This is a genomic window from Peribacillus simplex (genome assembly GCF_900156045.1).
Classification (GTDB): Bacteria; Bacillota; Bacilli; order Bacillales; family DSM-1321; genus Peribacillus; species Peribacillus simplex_D.
Window position 1 is genome coordinate 1,022,662 of the sequence record NZ_FTMX01000001.1, and the last position, 15,618, is coordinate 1,038,279.

Genomic DNA, 15,618 nt, shown 5'->3' on the forward strand with positions numbered 1-15,618 from the left:
ATCATGTATTGATAGGAGTTTTTTTTTTAGACGAACGTATTACATAGTGCATGGAAAGGCAGTGGAATAAAGATGAATGTTGAAGAAGTCATTATCATAGGTGGGGGCCCTTGTGGATTGGCTGCTGCAATCGCTCTTAAAGAAGTGGGCATACAGTCCTTGATCATTGAAAAAGGCAATGTGGTTGATTCCATTTACCGTTATCCGACACATCAAACGTTTTTCAGTTCGAGTGAAAAACTCGAGATTGGTGATATCGCTTTTATAATCGAAAACCGTAAACCGGTCCGCAATCAGGCGCTAGCCTATTATAGGGAGGTAGTCAGAAGGAAGGAATTGCGGGTCAATAAATTCGAAAAAGTGGAAAAGGTGGAAAAACGAGAAGATGGGAAGTTTTTAGTCAAGACATCGATAGGTGAGTATACAGCTTTGCATGTGATCATATCGACCGGTTACTATGATCATCCTAACTATATGTGCATACCGGGTGAACAACTCCCAAAAGTGTTTCATTACTTCAAGGAGGGACATCCCTACTTCAATTGTGATGTTGCAGTCATCGGTGGCAAAAACTCAAGTGTGGATGCCGCTCTGGAATTGGTCAAATCAGGAGCAAGGGTTTCAGTCCTTTATAGAGGATCGGATTACTCCCCAAGTATCAAACCTTGGATTCTTCCTGAATTTGAATCATTAGTCCGCAATGGAACCATTATGATGGAATTTAATGCAAATGTTGACAGGATAACGGAAGATAGCGTCATCTATCATGTGGGTGCTGAGGAAAAAGTCATTAAAAATGATTTTGTATTTGCAATGACTGGTTACCATCCTGACCATTCCTTTTTAGCTTCAATGGGCATTACTATTGATAAGGAAACTGGTAGGCCCGCATATAACGAGGAAACGATGGAAACGAACGTTAAGGGTCTTTATATTGCAGGAGTTCTGGCAGCCGGAAATAATGCGAACGAAATCTTCATCGAGAACGGTAAGTTTCATGGGGGATTGATTGCCTATCATTTGGCTGTTAAAGAAAAGTGATTATTTAAATGAGGAGCAGTGACCGTATGGAAAAAATATCATTAATAACGACTGGCGGGACTATTGCCAGTAAAGAAACTGTGAATGGTATGTTGGCCTCTGGTGCATTGACTGGCCATGAGTTGGCATCACTTTGCGAATTGCCCAACGATATCGAGGTTAAAGTGGTTGATCTTTTCCAGATTTCAAGCATGTCCATGTCCTTTGAGAAAATGCAACAGCTTAAGTCAGCCATTCAAAAGGAATTGGAGGATCCCGAAGTTACGGGAATCGTCGTGACCCACGGTACGGATACACTTGAGGAAACGGCTTATTTCCTTGATGTCACGAGTAAGGATCAACGTCCTATCGTATTAACCGGCTCTCAACGTTCTCCTCAAGAGGTGGGCACCGATGTATATTCCAATCTAAGGAATTCGATATTATGCGCCGCGAGTGATCTTATTAGGGATGTTGGGGTAGTGGTCGTTTTTAATGAGCGGATCTATTCTGCAAAGTATGTCAAAAAAGTTCATGCTTCCAATTTGCAGGGGTTCGAATCATTTGGCTATGGATATTTGGGGATAATTGATAATGATGTCGTCAGCATCTATCAAAAACCTATACATAGGGAGTGTTATGATATTGAGAATCGCATCCCCAGGGTGGATATCATCAAATGCCATACAGGCGCTGATGGCCTCTTTATTGATGCTGCGGTTGCAAACGGTGCGAAAGGAATTGTGCTTGAGGGTGTAGGAAGGGGACAAGTTACTCCTTTAATGGTAACTTCCATACAAGCTGCAATCGATAAAGGGATTACGATCATCATGACTACAAGTGCAGAAGAAGGAAAAGTTTACCCCGCTTATGATTATGAAGGCAGCGCATTTGATTTAAAACAACGAGGTGTGATATTAGGCGCTGATTATGATTGCAAGAAGGCTCGAATTAAGTTGGCTGTCATGCTGGCAAGCGGAAACCAAATAGATGAGAGCTTCTTTAAGTACTGAGGGATTAAATAAAATTTGGAAGTCTTGATTCTTGGATTCAGTTTTTCTTCATTCCATGGTACGATTAAGGAAAAGAAGATGAAAAGAGGGTCAGCTAATGCTGGTCATGTTGTCAGCGGCTATTGCGCCAGGGTTGGCGCTACTAAGCTATTTCTATTTGAAAGATCAATATGAAACCGAACCGATATCGGTTGTGGTCAAAACATTTTTATTCGGTGTATTTCTTGTATTGCCGATTATGTTCATACAGTATGTGCTCGAAACCGAACATATCCTGAATACTGATTTAGCAAATGCTTTTTTATGGGCTGCATTGCTTGAGGAATTCTTCAAGTGGTTCATACTCATTTATGTTATTTATCAGCATGTGGCATTCGATGAACCATATGATGGTATTGTTTACGGAGCGGCAGTCTCCCTTGGGTTTGCCACGATGGAGAATATTTTGTACCTGCTGGCCAACGGGGTGGAACACGCTTTTCTCAGGGCGGTTCTCCCTGTTTCCAGTCATGCTTTGTTCGGTGTGATCATGGGATATTATTTGGGCAAGGCGAAATTTTCGGCTTCGAATAATAGGGTCTACTTATTATTGGCATTGATCATACCGATTTCGTTACATGGGGTTTACGATTATATTTTAGTTTCCCAAAAATTTTGGGTGTACTTTATTATGCCATTCATGATTTATCTATGGTGGTTAGGCATGAAAAAAGTAAAGAAAGCACGTTTATTGTCTGACTTTCACGCAAAAAAACTTTCACAAAATCATTACCTTAGCAAATGACGAATACTATCAAAACGGAGTGCTGGCATATTTTGCCCGCTCCGTTTTTTTTATGTTTGGAATAAAAAAACCCGTAAAGAAGAAAATAGAATTACATTAATTCAAGAAAAAGAGGAGTGTTTTTGATGAAAGGAATTTCGTCAAAATGGAAATGGCTTTTGCTGTTTTCGTGTATAGCTATTTGTTTCGTAATTTACCCGGAAACAAGAACAAATGCCTTTTCGGGCCAAGTCATTCAAAAAGGTGCGGTTGGAGATGATGTAATTGAACTGCAGGCACGCCTGCAAAACATCGGTTACTATAATGGAAAGATTGATGGAGCCTATGGATGGGGCACTTATTGGGCACTTCGAAACTTTCAACAAGATTTCGGGCTTCCAATCGATGGTTTGGCAGGTACAACAACAAAACAGAAGTTGGCGAATGCGTCTAATTTCAATAAACAATTTGTTCACGAACAGATCAATAAAGGGAACGAGTTCACCTATTATGGGGGAGTCCCCATTGAAAAACAGGTAAAATCGAAAGGAAAAGGATCTACTTCCGGAGGGGCCGCTTCCGGAAATGCCCCTTCCAAAGCAACGACATCAGCCAATCTTCCAGGAGGATATTCTCAAAACGATATTCAGCTGATGGCCAATGCCGTTTATGGAGAGGCACGAGGGGAGCCATATACTGGTCAGGTTGCAGTTGCAGCAGTAATTCTGAATAGGGTGGAAAGTGCTGCCTTTCCTAATACCATTTCTGGAGTGATATTTGAACCTGGGGCCTTTACGGCTGTTGCGGATGGACAGATTTGGCTGACACCGAACGAAAGGGCGAAAGAAGCCGTGGTGGATGCTATCAATGGGTGGGATCCAAGCGGTAACGCGGAATATTACTTTAATCCTGCTACAGCAACAAGCAAATGGATCTGGTCAAGGGAACAAATTAAAAGAATCGGAAAACATATCTTTTGTAAGTAAAGAGGTGAAGGAAAATGATCAGGAATATAGTGATTGCCCTGCTTGTTGTAGTTGTTGCGGGAACTGCATTCTGGGGCTATCAAGAACATAAGGAAAAAAATGCTGTATTGATCAACGCGGAAAATACTTATCAGCGAGCTTTTCATGATTTAAGCTATCAAGTGGATATATTGCATGATAAGGTCGGCAGTACTTTGGCAATGAATTCACGTTATTCATTAAGTCCGGCTTTAACAGATGTTTGGCGTATCACTTCCGAAGCCCAAAGTGATGTCGGGCAGTTGCCATTGACATTGCTTCCTTTTAATAAGACAGAGGAATTCTTATCTAAAATTGCGGATTTCAGTTATAAAACAGCGGTACGTGACCTTGAAAAAGAACCATTGAATGATAAGGAATATGCGACTCTCCAATCCTTGTACACACAGGCAGGGGACATCCAGGGCGAGTTAAGAAAAGTGCAGTATCTAGTCCTTAAAAACAATTTAAGATGGATGGATGTCGAAATGGCTCTTGCATCAGGGAAAGAAAATTCGGATAACACGATCATCGACGGATTAAAGACTGTAGAGAAAAAAGTATCTGGTTACGGCGAAACGAATGAGATGAATCCGACTTTTACGTCTGCACAACAGAGGGATGAAAATTTCAAAAATTTGCAGGGTGAAACCATTACAAAAGAAGAAGCGATTGCGACGGCAAAAAACTATGCACATTCAAAAAGCAAGAATTTAAAGGTGAATGTGGAGGAAAACGGAAAAGGTTCCGATTTTGGATTTTATAGTGTGAGCATCCTCGACAAAGATTCCGATACCGAATTGAATATGGATTTGACAAAAAAAGGCGGTTACCCTATTTGGTATATCAATAATAGGGACGTGAACAAAACGAATATTGATTTGAATCAAGCCTATACAAAAGCCGAAGATTTTTTAAAGGAACATGATTTCAGTTCACTTGAATTATTTGAAAGTGCTCAATACGATAATATCGCATTATTGAATTTCGTAACATCAGAAAATGGCGTCAAGATTTATCCAGATTCAGTCAAGGTCAAAATCGCATTGGATGATGGATCCGTTATAGGGTTTTCAGCCGACGAGTATTTAAAATCACATAAAACCAGGGAAATAGGGAATCCGAATATTTCCGAGAAAGAAGCTAAGGATAAAATCAACACTAATGTAAAAATAATGGAAGAAGGAAAGGCGTTAATCATCAATGATATCGGTGAAGAAGTTCTTTGTTATGAATTTCTCGGTACGATTAAAGATGATACCTACCGTATTTTCATTAATGCAGATTCCGGTCAAGAAGAAAAGGTGGAAAAATTAAAGAATTCCGAACCGGTATACGAAAATATAATTTAATGAAAACTATAATCATGAATCATTAGTTGTAGGGAAATGTGCTTAGCCACTTTCCCTTTTTCTTATTTCATGCCATAATATTATAAATGATCATTGAATTTTATGGAAAATTAGTAGGTAATATTGTTCTGTTTCCTTTCGATCAAAAAGGACGTGGACGACGATGGTTAAAATTGGTTATATATTAATGCTCGAACCGAAATACCCGCAACAGAAGGAAAAGTTCAACTGTATGGTTGTCGAAATGGGAACGGGTTGCGTCTATACCGACTTTCCCATCAATTTAGGGACTGGACAAATTGCATCTCTCATGGATGGGACACAGTTCAACGTCACATTTTCGAGCAGGCTGTTTATGTATTCGATTCAGAATTGCTTGGAAAAGTGAAAGGTAGAATACCCATGATGCAACTATTGCTGCCCGAAGCAGAAACGTTTGTGAAAATCCAACGGAGGCAATACGTGCGCCTGGATGTAACCTTGGATACAGCCATTCACCCAGTACATTCCGAGTTTACCCCTTTTCGCGCATTAACGGAGGATATCAGTGCAGGCGGAGCTTCGATAAGGCTTTTAAAAGGCACTAACATTCAATCGGCTTCGCAAGTATACCTGTGGCTGGCGCTTACGTTAAAATCAGGTGAGATTCATTATTTAAGGCTAAAAAGCAAAGTCATTCGCGTAACGGAGAAAAAGCATGGAAATATGCTGCTGCACGTCCAATTTCTTGATCCTGCAAAAAATGATGTACAGACATTAATGAAATTTATATTTGAAAAGCAGGTGGATTTAAAGAAAAAAGGCTTGTATGTTTAACGTGATTGAATGAAAAACGGCGATTCCATCCATACTGCTAATATAAACGGATGGAGGGTGCGGCTTATGAAAACATTCGAAAGACTATTAATTAAAGTGATCATCATCCAATTGGCCTGCTTATTTTTTTTCCAGTTCCTTTTGAGCAGGGAGGATCAAATCTTTGATTTGACCAAGCTCTCGAGATATGAAGGTGTCACTAGCAATAATTATACGAAAATCATTGAAACATTCAATGGGACCCATAAGTAAAAGCGGTGATCCGCTTTTTTTTGTATGAAGGTTTTCAGGTAAAGGATTACTTTTGATGGCTGTATCTATCAAAAAAAGAACAAAGGTTATTTTGAAAGTACACATCCCTTTTATTAATGATTTTCCCGCTAGTTGTGATAAAATGAAAGGGTATTAAATAATCAGCATGATTGTAGGATTCTTGGGAGGATTTATGGAAAAAAAATTATCAGTCGCAATCGATGGACCAGCTGCTGCTGGAAAAAGCACGGTTGCTAAAATTGTTGCAGAAAAGTTCAATTACATATATGTGGATACAGGTGCAATGTACAGGGCCCTTACCTATAAGGCCCTTAATCAAAAGATTCGCCTTGATGATGAACAAGCTTTATCAAAAGTTCTCATCAATACGGAAATCGAATTAAGACCAAGTGAAAACGGTCAGTTGGTGTTCTTGGATAATGAGGACGTGACAGCCCAGATCAGGAACAATGAAGTGACTGGTTCCGTTTCGGAAGTGGCAAAGCACCGGAGCATCCGGGAAGAATTGGTTCGCAGGCAGCAAATCTTTGGTGAAAATGGCGGTGTCGTCATGGATGGCAGGGACATCGGTACGCATGTATTGCCAAACGCCGAAGTAAAGGTATTTCTAATCGCCTCTGTGGATGAAAGGGCACAGCGGAGGCATCAGGAAAACATATTGAAAGGTTTTCCATCAGATATCGAAAAATTAAGGGAAGAAATCGCAACAAGGGACAAGCTGGACTCCGAACGCGAGGTATCGCCACTGAAAAAGGCTGCTGATGCTATCGAAATCGATACGACTTCATTATCGATTCAGGAAGTTGCAGAAAGTATCATGTCTTTAATAGAAGAGAGGAAAAGATGACATTGGATTTTTACACATTTGCCAAAAACGTCGTAAAAGGCATTTTAACGCCTTCATTTAGGGTTAAAGCGATTGGAAGAGAACATTTCCCTAAAGAAGGCGGAGTATTGATCTGTGCCAATCACATCGATAATTTGGATCCGCCCATAGTTGGCATGACATCTCCGAGAGATATTCATTTCATGGCGAAAGAAGAGTTGTTTCAAGCACCTGTTTTAAAGGGTATATTACCCAGAGTAAATGCATTTCCCGTGAAGCGGGGCAATAGCGATCGGGAATCCCTTAGAAAAGGTTTAAAGCTTTTGAAGGAGGGCAAGGCGATTGGTCTGTTTCCCGAGGGAACCAGAAGCAAAACGGGTGAACTGGGAGAAGGTTTGGCGGGGGCAGGATTTTTCGCATTGCGGTCTGATGCAGTTATCATACCGTGTGCAATCATCGGCCCGTATAAATTTTTGCGTCCGTTGAAGGTCGTTTACGGTCCTCCAATAAATTTTACCGAATATCGCGAACAGAAAATATCAGCCGATGAAGCTACAAAAATCATCATGGACCACATTCGGAAATTGATTTCCGAGCATAAATAGTCCTTCATACTTGACAATTTTCTGATTTTGTTAGAATTTATAAAATAAGGGTATCGTTCCTTATTGCAGATAAAAAAGGAATATAACTTTCTTACTCTAAAAAAACTGTTTTTATCTTTATTAGGAAAGTGTTTTTATTGAACCACTTTAAATAAAATATGTGGCCGATGAAGAGGAAATTTGCTGATCAGTCATGGGTTAAGGAGGAGTTAGTAATGACAGAAGATATGAACCAGGTAGAAGTGAACAATTACAAAGTTGGGGATCAAGTTAAAGCAACAGTTTCAAAGGTAGAAGAAAAACAGGTCATTGTCGATGTGGAAAACAGCAAGACTGATGGTATCATACCCATCAGTGAGCTTTCAAGCCTGCATGTCGAAAAGGCGTCAGATGCCGTTTCGGAAGGTGATGCATTGGAGCTGGAAGTCATTAAAGTCGAAGAAGAAGCTCTCATTCTATCAAAACGAAAGATTGACGCTCTTAAAGCATGGGATGACCTGGAATTGAAATTTGAAAATGGAGACGTATTTGAGGCAGAAGTTAAAGATGTCGTCAAAGGCGGGCTTGTTGTAGATCTAGGCGTACGTGGTTTTGTTCCAGCTTCTCTAGTAGAAGACTATTTCGTTGAAGACTTTTCTGATTACAAAAACAAAACCTTAACATTCAAGATCGTTGAGCTTGAGAAAGACAAGAATCGCTTAATCCTCTCACATCGGGCAGTGGTCCAAGACCAAAAGGAAAAGCAAAAAGCAAACGTCTTGGATAAGATTGAAGGCGGGCAAGTGCTTGAGGGCGTGGTCCAAAGGATTACCGATTTTGGTGCATTCGTGGATATTGGAGGCGTAGACGGCCTTGTCCACATTTCCCAGCTTTCCCATCAGCATGTTGACAAGGCATCCGATGTCGTTTCCGAAGGGGATAAGGTGCAGGTGAAAGTACTATCCATCGATCGTGATAATGAAAGGATTTCACTTTCCATTAAGGATACCCTTCCGGGACCTTGGGCAGGCATTGCAGAAAAAGCGGCAAAAGGCTCTACATTGGAAGGTATCGTCAAACGACTTGTTTCTTTCGGTGCATTCGTGGAGATTTTTCCAGGGGTAGAAGGGCTTGTCCATATTTCACAGATTTCGCACAAGCATATTGCCACACCGCAAGAAGTACTTAAAGAAGGCCAGTCTGTCAAAGTGAAAGTTCTGGAAGTCAATGAAACGGATCAACGTCTATCATTGAGCATTAAGGAACTTGAAGAACCTCAATCCAATTACAACACATCGGATTATGAGCTCCCAGAAGAATCGAAGGGTTTTCAGCTAGGTGAAATGATCGGTGATCAATTGAAAAAACTAAAATAAGATAATAATGGTGATGGCCTTGGAGAGAAAACAACGAAAATTAGATCATATAGAATTTGCGCTAAAGACAGGTCAGCAGCATAAAACCGGGCTAGAAGATATTTCGTTTATTCACCAAAGCTTACCAGGTATTTCCTTGAATAATGTGAACCTCACAGCAGAAGTTGGCGAACTTGAATTAAGTTCGCCAATTTTTATAAATGCCATGACCGGAGGCGGAGGCCCTGAAACCGAAAAATTGAATGGTGAACTAGCCATTGCTGCACGGGAAACAGGAATCGCCATGGCGGTAGGATCGCAAATGGCAGCCATCAAGGATTCTAGCCAGCAAGCTTCTTTTAAAGTTGTAAGGAAGGAAAATCCTGATGGTGTGCTGATTGGTAATCTCGGTGGTGAAGCAACAGTCGAACAGGCTAAGCGGGCAAGCGAAATGATCGGGGCCAATGCCCTTCAGATTCATATTAACGTCATCCAGGAATTGACGATGCCTGAAGGGGACAGGGATTTTGCGGGTACCCTTTCGAGAATAGAAAAAATCAACAGTACGGTCGGAATTCCTGTCATCGTAAAAGAGGTTGGATTTGGGATGAGTATGGAAACGGTGCAGCAATTACATTCCGTGGGTGTTTCGATCATTGATGTAGGCGGGTTTGGCGGAACGAATTTTGCTAAAATCGAGAATGAAAGACGAGCAAAGATACTCGGATATTTTAATGAATGGGGCATACCGACAGCCGCTTCGATTGTCGAAGCTGTTAATGTTTCACCACAACTTTCAGTCATTGGGTCGGGTGGCATTCAAAGCCCTTTGGAAATTACAAAAAGCCTGGCATTAGGAGCTAAAGGAGTCGGATTGGCCGGACATTTCCTCAAAATCTATAAAGAGTTGGGCTTGAAACAGTTAATTAAAGAAATACATTACATACATGAAGATTTGAAGGTCATCATGACTGCACTCGGGTGTGGTAATATCTCAGAGCTAAGGAAATCGAAATTAGTCATCAATGGAAATACCTATCATTGGTTATCTCAAAGAGGCATTGATTGTTCGGTGTATGCTAAATGAATGACCACAAAAGGAAGCATCTCAATTGAAACGAATTGAGATGCTTCTTTTTGTTCAGGGATAGACTTAACTATTCCTTTTTCGTGCCTCTTCAGGACCTTCCATTCTTGTTGCCCCTTTATGATCCAGTGATTGGTCCCTGTCGGACTCCACCCGTTTACTTTCTTTCAATTTTTTTTCTTGCCGATCTTTTCCCATGTTCACACCTCCTTTTAATTGATAGGGGGAAGGTTTTCCTCATTAAATGCCGTGCTCTATGTTTATACTTTGAATAAACAAGCCATAATGTTCCTAAAAGGGGGACGTTGCATGGATGGAATTATATTTTATTGGATTTCATGGATAGTTTGGGTCATTGTCATGTTTTTTATTCCGAAAACGGTTCCCTTTCGTTTTGATTTTCTTTTTCATCTATTAGCCGTTATGGTATTGGCGGGCTATAAACTGGAAGCCCCATTGGTTTCCGTTCATTTGAGCGGTCCGTATCTTTTCTTTATACTGTGTGTCTATTTTAGGAAGAAAACAATCATCAAGATGATGGAACTGATCAGCGGAAGTCTTATTATCACTCTCGCTTATGCCAGTTTTCAACTTTTTTCTTTGCTTGATCCGATATGGCTCATCATGAAGCCCGCTTATCTTTTGTGTATTTTCCTGAATTATCTTATCCTATTACTTTTTAAAAACTGGAAACATCGATTGTTCGTCCTTTTAATTGGGATGATGATGGGAGATATCATATATTCCGGATTACTTGCTTACCACACTTTACCTTATGTGGCCCTTGCTTACGCATGGCATGATAATGCAGTTCTGGTATTGGGCGCAAACATACTGTGGAGAATGTTGGAAATGGTTGGCCATTATATTTATTTAATATCCCAATCGAGATTTTTATCAAAACAAGGAAAAGAGAATTTTAATCAATGAAGAGTATGGGGTATTAGCCGCTTTATCAAAAGGCAGATTATATAAATGGAACCAAATGGAATTGGAAGGCTTTTATTCATACAATCATTGTTGATTGGCGAGAAATTTGTTACTATAGGATAGTTAGAGGTCTGTAGATAAATCGTAAAATGCTCTAAATAATTAAAAAGGAAGCCGTATGTCGAAGCTTTCTTCATTTTTTTGGGCTGTTTATAATTAAGTTTGAGCATGCAGGGGGTTCGGCTTCACGTTACTTTAGGAACTGGGGCGTAAAGTGGACAAACTGACCGTGAATACTTGATGAGTTTAACTGAACATCAGTTGTTTCTTACTGATGAAAGATTCCTTTAAATGATGATGGATACAGCCTTTTCCTTTTAAAGGAAATGATGAAAATCAATAATGCAAAGCAACCGCAATAAATGCATTCATGAATTTCGTGACTTTGACAGAGATATAGTAGCAGAAAGGGTGAATAGCAATGCCAAAACCGGTAATTGCGATAGTCGGTCGTCCGAACGTGGGAAAATCGACAATCTTTAATAGAATAGTTGGAGAACGGGTTTCGATTGTCGAAGACGTTCCTGGAGTAACCCGGGACAGGATTTATAGTTCTGGTGAATGGTTGACACATGATTTTAACATAATTGATACAGGTGGAATTGATATCGGTGACGAGCCGTTCCTGGAACAAATTCGCCAGCAGGCTGAAATCGCCATCGACGAAGCTGATGTGATAATTTTTATGACAAATGGCCGTGAAGGGGTAACGGCTGCTGATGAAGAAGTAGCCAAGATACTCTATAAATCGAGAAAGCCAGTTGTCCTTGCAGTAAATAAAGTCGATAACCCAGAAATGAAAGATCAAATTTATGATTTCTATGCGTTAGGTTTTGGGGATCCATTCCCGATCTCCGGGTCTCATGGACTTGGTCTTGGTGACCTTCTGGATGAAGCGGCCAAACATTTCCCTAAATTCAGCGGCCAGGATTATGCTGATGATGTCATTAAATTCAGTTTGATTGGAAGACCGAATGTAGGTAAATCATCTCTGGTCAATGCATTGTTAGGTGAAGAACGTGTCATTGTAAGTGACATTGAAGGTACGACTCGCGACGCGATTGACTCTCCTTATAAATATAATGGCAAAGAATATGTCATTATTGATACAGCAGGGATGCGGAAAAAAGGTAAAGTGTATGAAAGCACGGAAAAATATAGCGTACTTCGTGCATTAAGGGCAATTGAGCGTTCCGACGTTGTTCTTGTCGTCCTGAACGCTGAAGAAGGTATTCGTGAGCAGGATAAAAAAATTGCCGGATATGCCCATGAAGCTGGTAGGGCGGTCATCATCGTCGTCAATAAGTGGGATGCCATCGAGAAAGATGAAAAAACGATGAAGGATTTTGAAGAAAAGATCCGTGCCCATTTCCTATTCTTGGATTATGCGCCAATCATTTATCTATCTGCCTTAACGAAAAAACGGACACATACCTTAATACCGGTCATTGATCAGGCTAGTGAGAATCATGCTATCCGGGTTCCGACAAATGTCTTGAATGAAGTGGTCATGGATGCCGTTGCAATGAATCCGACACCGACTCATAATGGTAACCGTTTGAAAATTTATTATACGACTCAGGTAGCGATCAAGCCGCCAACTTTCGTTGTATTCGTTAACGATCCGGAGTTATTGCATTTCTCATATGAGAGATTTTTAGAAAATCGAATTAGGGATGCCTTTGGTTTTGAAGGAACACCAATACGAATTTTTGGACGCCAGAGAAAATAGTAAAGGTGGTTATATCATGGTGAAAGATAAAGAAAGTATCGCAGTGATTGGAGCTGGGAGCTGGGGAACTGCTTTAGCGCTCGTAATCGCCGATAACCAGCATGAAGTGAGATTATGGGGACATAATCAGAAACAAATCAATGAAATAAATCAAAATCATACGAATGAAAAATACTTGCCTGGGATTGAATTGCCTTTGGGGATTAAAGGTTATTCTTCCCTTAAGGAAGCGTTGGCCGGGATTGAAGTAATCATTTTGGCTGTGCCTACCAAAGCATACAGGGAAGTGCTTGGTCAGATTGAAGAGGCTCATGATAAACCATTGACGATCGTTCATGTGAGTAAGGGAATTGAACCTGATTCACTGCTTCGTATATCGGAAATGATTGAAGAAGTCTCATCGGCTGATTGGCTTAAAGATATAGTTGTTCTTTCAGGACCGAGCCATGCAGAAGAAGTAAGTCTGCGTCACCCGACAACAGTTGCCGTTTCTTCAAAGAATATGAAGGCTGCAGAAAGGGTTCAGGACATCTTTATCAATAATAATTTCCGTGTATATACAAATCCGGACATGGTTGGTGTTGAAATCGGAGGGGCATTGAAGAACATCATTGCTTTGGCTGCCGGCATAACGGATGGTTTAGGCTATGGGGATAATGCCAAGGCTGCATTAATGACACGAGGATTGGCTGAAATATCCCGTCTAGGGGTGGCCATGGGGGCAAACCCACTAACGTTTTCAGGTTTAGCTGGGATTGGCGACTTGATCGTCACTTGTACAAGCGTTCATTCCCGTAATTGGAGAGCTGGGAATATGCTTGGTAAAGGGCAAAAGCTTGAAGAAGTGTTGGAAAACATGGGTATGGTCGTTGAAGGTGTCAGAACCACTAAAGCTGCCTATCAACTAGCCCAAAAGTACGAAGTGAACATGCCGATCACAGAGGCCTTGTACGATGTTTTATTCAATGGGGAAGAAGTGAAAAAGGCTGTTGACCTTTTGATGAATCGTTCAAAAACGAATGAGATGGAAGAACTTTATAACATATTGGATAGCAGGCAGCAGGATTAACCTTCAATTTGTTGATTTTCATAAAAGAATTTCATTAAATTAGGCATTTGATGATGCGCCTTGCCGTGTATCAGCATACAATGCAACGAAAGTAAACTAGTAATTTGACCTCGGCACGGGGGATTTAGTCAAATGAGCAGAAGATATCCAGATATCTTCTGCTTTTTTTATGGTCAAAAAATCATCTGTTTTCTTTTGATTTATGAATAACTGAATAGTTTATTCAGTATTGCATAAATCATTCTACATATTTCCTTGTTTTTTGTTAAAAATCGACTATTTTTTTTGGTATGAAAATTGCGAAGTGTAATATGACCAAAAAATTATAAGGGAGGCCAGAAAGGTTGGTTAACTTTTCTCGCTAAAAAAGGAAGGGGAATGATACATGCAAACAGGTAAACTGAAAAGGTCCTTAAACTTATGGCATATAGTATTGCTTGGTGTTGGATATATGACGCCGATGGTTGTATTTGATACATTCGGGATAGTTTCCGAAAAAACAGGGGGGCATGTGCCAATGGCATATGTCATTGCTCTTTCAGCGATGTTGTTTACTGCAGCCAGTTATGGAAAAATGGTGAAAATCTATCCACAGGCAGGTTCATCCTATACTTACACACAAAAAACGATTAATCCACATTTAGGCTTCCTTGTCGGGTGGTCTTCGTTACTTGATTATTTATTTTTACCGATGGTGAACGGCATTTTAACAAAAATATACTTAACTGCTCTTTTTCCGGAAGTATACCCGTGGATATGGGTGGTGGCATTTGTCCTTTTAATGACAGTCATTAACTTATTCAATGTTAATTTTGCAGCCAACTTTAATAGCTTCCTTGTTTTTTTTCAAATGTTGGTCATCATTATTTTTGTGGCACTTGTCGTTAAAGGAGTCATGGATGGAGAAGGTACTGGAGAGGTCTTGTCGGTTCAGCCATTCATCGGGCCACATTTGGAAATGTCGACGCTCATATCTGGTGCTACAATCCTTTGTTTTTCATTCTTGGGGTTTGACGCAGTCACTACTTTATCGGAAGAAACATCGAATCCATCCATAACGGTTCCCCGGGCCATCTTTTTGACTGCCCTTATCGGAGGGGGGTTATTTGTAACGGCATCATTCTTTACACAGTTATTTTTCCCGGATGTTTCCCGTTTTAGCGATCCTGAAGGAGCTTCTCCGGAAATTGCCCTTTTCGTTGGCGGGAAGTTATTTCAGGCTTTCTTTCTTGCAGGAACCTTATGCGGTACCCTTGCCTCCGGTCTTGCATCCCATGCTAGTGTTTCTAGGCTGCTATATGTCATGGGGCGTGACCAAATGATCCCGAAAAAACTATTTGGGTTTATCCACCCCAAATACAACACGCCATTTTTTAATGTCATATTTGTCGGATCCATATCATTGGTTGCCTTATTCCTTGATTTGGTTACGGCCGCTTCCCTCATAAACTTTGGGGCTTTAATCGCTTTTACCTTCGTGAATATTTGCGTAATCGTCCACGCAATAAGAAACAAAAGCTTCAGAACGATTAAAGGATTTCTTTCAACTATTCTTTCCCCGGTTTTAGGCGCGGCATCTGTCTTCATCCTTTGGCTTAATCTCGAGATGAGTTCATTGATTTTAGGAGTTGTCTGGGCGGTAATTGGGATTGGCTATCTACTGTATCGGACAAAATGGTTTACGGAATCCCCTCCGCTATTCCGTTTTGAAAAAGCACAGTGAATCTATTGTAT

17 protein-coding genes are annotated in these 15,618 nt (G+C 40.5%); 16 read left to right on the forward strand and 1 reads right to left on the reverse strand.

Annotation, left to right across the window (positions count from 1 at the left end; translation table 11 throughout):
* The first annotated feature begins 72 nt into the window (after positions 1–72).
* The 12 genes from BW986_RS04905 to fni all read left to right on the forward strand — a co-directional run bounded on the left by BW986_RS04905 (position 73) and on the right by fni (position 10,093).
* Complete coding sequence (locus BW986_RS04905; protein ID WP_076365609.1) at positions 73–1,041, forward strand: YpdA family putative bacillithiol disulfide reductase; 969 nt, start codon at positions 73–75, stop codon at positions 1,039–1,041.
* A gap of 26 nt (positions 1,042–1,067) precedes the next feature.
* Complete coding sequence (locus tag BW986_RS04910) at positions 1,068–2,033, forward strand: asparaginase (RefSeq protein WP_076365611.1); 966 nt, start codon at positions 1,068–1,070, stop codon at positions 2,031–2,033.
* A gap of 97 nt (positions 2,034–2,130) precedes the next feature.
* Positions 2,131–2,817 carry a glutamic-type intramembrane protease PrsW gene (gene prsW, locus BW986_RS04915; protein ID WP_076365613.1) on the forward strand — a complete coding sequence of 229 codons (687 nt, stop codon included), beginning with the start codon at positions 2,131–2,133 and terminating at the stop codon, positions 2,815–2,817.
* 134 nt (positions 2,818–2,951) lie between these two features.
* Positions 2,952–3,782 (forward strand): spore cortex-lytic enzyme, encoded by an 831-nt coding sequence (gene sleB, locus BW986_RS04920; RefSeq protein WP_260320756.1) that lies wholly within the window; start codon positions 2,952–2,954, stop codon positions 3,780–3,782.
* Positions 3,783–3,796: 14 nt separating this feature from the next.
* Positions 3,797–5,152 carry a germination protein YpeB gene (gene ypeB / locus BW986_RS04925; protein ID WP_076365617.1) on the forward strand — a complete coding sequence of 452 codons (1,356 nt, stop codon included), beginning with the start codon at positions 3,797–3,799 and terminating at the stop codon, positions 5,150–5,152.
* A 163-nt stretch (positions 5,153–5,315) separates the two neighbouring features.
* Positions 5,316–5,540, forward strand: coding sequence for a flagellar brake domain-containing protein (locus BW986_RS29230; protein WP_081395496.1), 225 nt, complete (start codon positions 5,316–5,318; stop codon positions 5,538–5,540).
* 14 nt (positions 5,541–5,554) lie between these two features.
* Positions 5,555–5,968 (forward strand): flagellar brake protein, encoded by a 414-nt coding sequence (locus BW986_RS29235; protein ID WP_081395497.1) that lies wholly within the window; start codon positions 5,555–5,557, stop codon positions 5,966–5,968.
* Positions 5,969–6,034: 66 nt separating this feature from the next.
* Positions 6,035–6,220, forward strand: coding sequence for a YpfB family protein (locus BW986_RS04935; RefSeq protein ID WP_048681726.1), 186 nt, complete (start codon positions 6,035–6,037; stop codon positions 6,218–6,220).
* A gap of 193 nt (positions 6,221–6,413) precedes the next feature.
* Positions 6,414–7,088 carry a (d)CMP kinase gene (gene cmk, locus BW986_RS04940; RefSeq protein WP_076365619.1) on the forward strand — a complete coding sequence of 225 codons (675 nt, stop codon included), beginning with the start codon at positions 6,414–6,416 and terminating at the stop codon, positions 7,086–7,088.
* A gap of 2 nt (positions 7,089–7,090) precedes the next feature.
* On the forward strand, positions 7,091–7,672 hold the full coding sequence (locus BW986_RS04945) for a lysophospholipid acyltransferase family protein (protein ID WP_076366317.1): 582 nt from the start codon (positions 7,091–7,093) through the stop codon (positions 7,670–7,672).
* Between the two features lie 215 nt (positions 7,673–7,887).
* Positions 7,888–9,027, forward strand: coding sequence for a 30S ribosomal protein S1 (rpsA, locus tag BW986_RS04950; RefSeq protein ID WP_076365621.1), 1,140 nt, complete (start codon positions 7,888–7,890; stop codon positions 9,025–9,027).
* Positions 9,028–9,046: 19 nt separating this feature from the next.
* A complete protein-coding gene (gene fni, locus BW986_RS04955; protein ID WP_076366319.1) occupies positions 9,047–10,093 on the forward strand; it encodes a type 2 isopentenyl-diphosphate Delta-isomerase in 1,047 nt (348 codons plus the stop codon).
* 66 nt (positions 10,094–10,159) lie between these two features.
* Here fni and BW986_RS04960 read toward each other — a convergent pair whose 3' ends face one another.
* Entirely contained in the window at positions 10,160–10,291 is a 132-nt protein-coding gene (locus tag BW986_RS04960) for a YpzI family protein (RefSeq protein ID WP_076365623.1), read from the reverse strand.
* Positions 10,292–10,402: 111 nt separating this feature from the next.
* On the opposite strand from BW986_RS04960, the gene BW986_RS04965 reads away from it, so the two are divergent.
* The 4 genes from BW986_RS04965 (at position 10,403) to BW986_RS04980 (ending at position 15,607) form a co-directional block, all read left to right on the forward strand.
* Positions 10,403–11,023, forward strand: a complete 621-nt coding sequence (locus BW986_RS04965) for a YphA family membrane protein (RefSeq protein WP_076365625.1) — start codon at positions 10,403–10,405, stop codon at positions 11,021–11,023.
* A gap of 481 nt (positions 11,024–11,504) precedes the next feature.
* A complete protein-coding gene (gene der / locus BW986_RS04970; RefSeq protein ID WP_076365627.1) occupies positions 11,505–12,815 on the forward strand; it encodes a ribosome biogenesis GTPase Der in 1,311 nt (436 codons plus the stop codon).
* A gap of 16 nt (positions 12,816–12,831) precedes the next feature.
* Positions 12,832–13,884 carry an NAD(P)H-dependent glycerol-3-phosphate dehydrogenase gene (locus tag BW986_RS04975; RefSeq protein WP_076365629.1) on the forward strand — a complete coding sequence of 351 codons (1,053 nt, stop codon included), beginning with the start codon at positions 12,832–12,834 and terminating at the stop codon, positions 13,882–13,884.
* A 385-nt stretch (positions 13,885–14,269) separates the two neighbouring features.
* Positions 14,270–15,607, forward strand: coding sequence for an APC family permease (locus tag BW986_RS04980; RefSeq protein WP_076365631.1), 1,338 nt, complete (start codon positions 14,270–14,272; stop codon positions 15,605–15,607).
* Positions 15,608–15,618 lie beyond the last annotated feature (11 nt).

Bases quoted from the DNA above. Each gene is read 5' to 3' on its own strand.
- BW986_RS29230 (WP_081395496.1), top strand. From the start codon at position 5,316: ATGGTTAAAATTGGTTATATATTAATGCTCGAACCGAAATACCCGCAA.
- BW986_RS29235 (WP_081395497.1), top strand. From the start codon at position 5,555: ATGATGCAACTATTGCTGCCCGAAGCAGAAACGTTTGTGAAAATCCAA.
- BW986_RS04960 (WP_076365623.1), bottom strand. From the start codon at position 10,291: ATGGGAAAAGATCGGCAAGAAAAAAAATTGAAAGAAAGTAAACGGGTG.
- BW986_RS04935 (WP_048681726.1), top strand. From the start codon at position 6,035: ATGAAAACATTCGAAAGACTATTAATTAAAGTGATCATCATCCAATTG.
- cmk (WP_076365619.1), top strand. From the start codon at position 6,414: ATGGAAAAAAAATTATCAGTCGCAATCGATGGACCAGCTGCTGCTGGA.
- rpsA (WP_076365621.1), top strand. From the start codon at position 7,888: ATGACAGAAGATATGAACCAGGTAGAAGTGAACAATTACAAAGTTGGG.
- BW986_RS04975 (WP_076365629.1), top strand. From the start codon at position 12,832: ATGGTGAAAGATAAAGAAAGTATCGCAGTGATTGGAGCTGGGAGCTGG.
- BW986_RS04980 (WP_076365631.1), top strand. From the start codon at position 14,270: ATGCAAACAGGTAAACTGAAAAGGTCCTTAAACTTATGGCATATAGTA.
- BW986_RS04905 (WP_076365609.1), top strand. From the start codon at position 73: ATGAATGTTGAAGAAGTCATTATCATAGGTGGGGGCCCTTGTGGATTG.
- prsW (WP_076365613.1), top strand. From the start codon at position 2,131: ATGCTGGTCATGTTGTCAGCGGCTATTGCGCCAGGGTTGGCGCTACTA.
- ypeB (WP_076365617.1), top strand. From the start codon at position 3,797: ATGATCAGGAATATAGTGATTGCCCTGCTTGTTGTAGTTGTTGCGGGA.
- BW986_RS04965 (WP_076365625.1), top strand. From the start codon at position 10,403: ATGGATGGAATTATATTTTATTGGATTTCATGGATAGTTTGGGTCATT.
- BW986_RS04910 (WP_076365611.1), top strand. From the start codon at position 1,068: ATGGAAAAAATATCATTAATAACGACTGGCGGGACTATTGCCAGTAAA.
- der (WP_076365627.1), top strand. From the start codon at position 11,505: ATGCCAAAACCGGTAATTGCGATAGTCGGTCGTCCGAACGTGGGAAAA.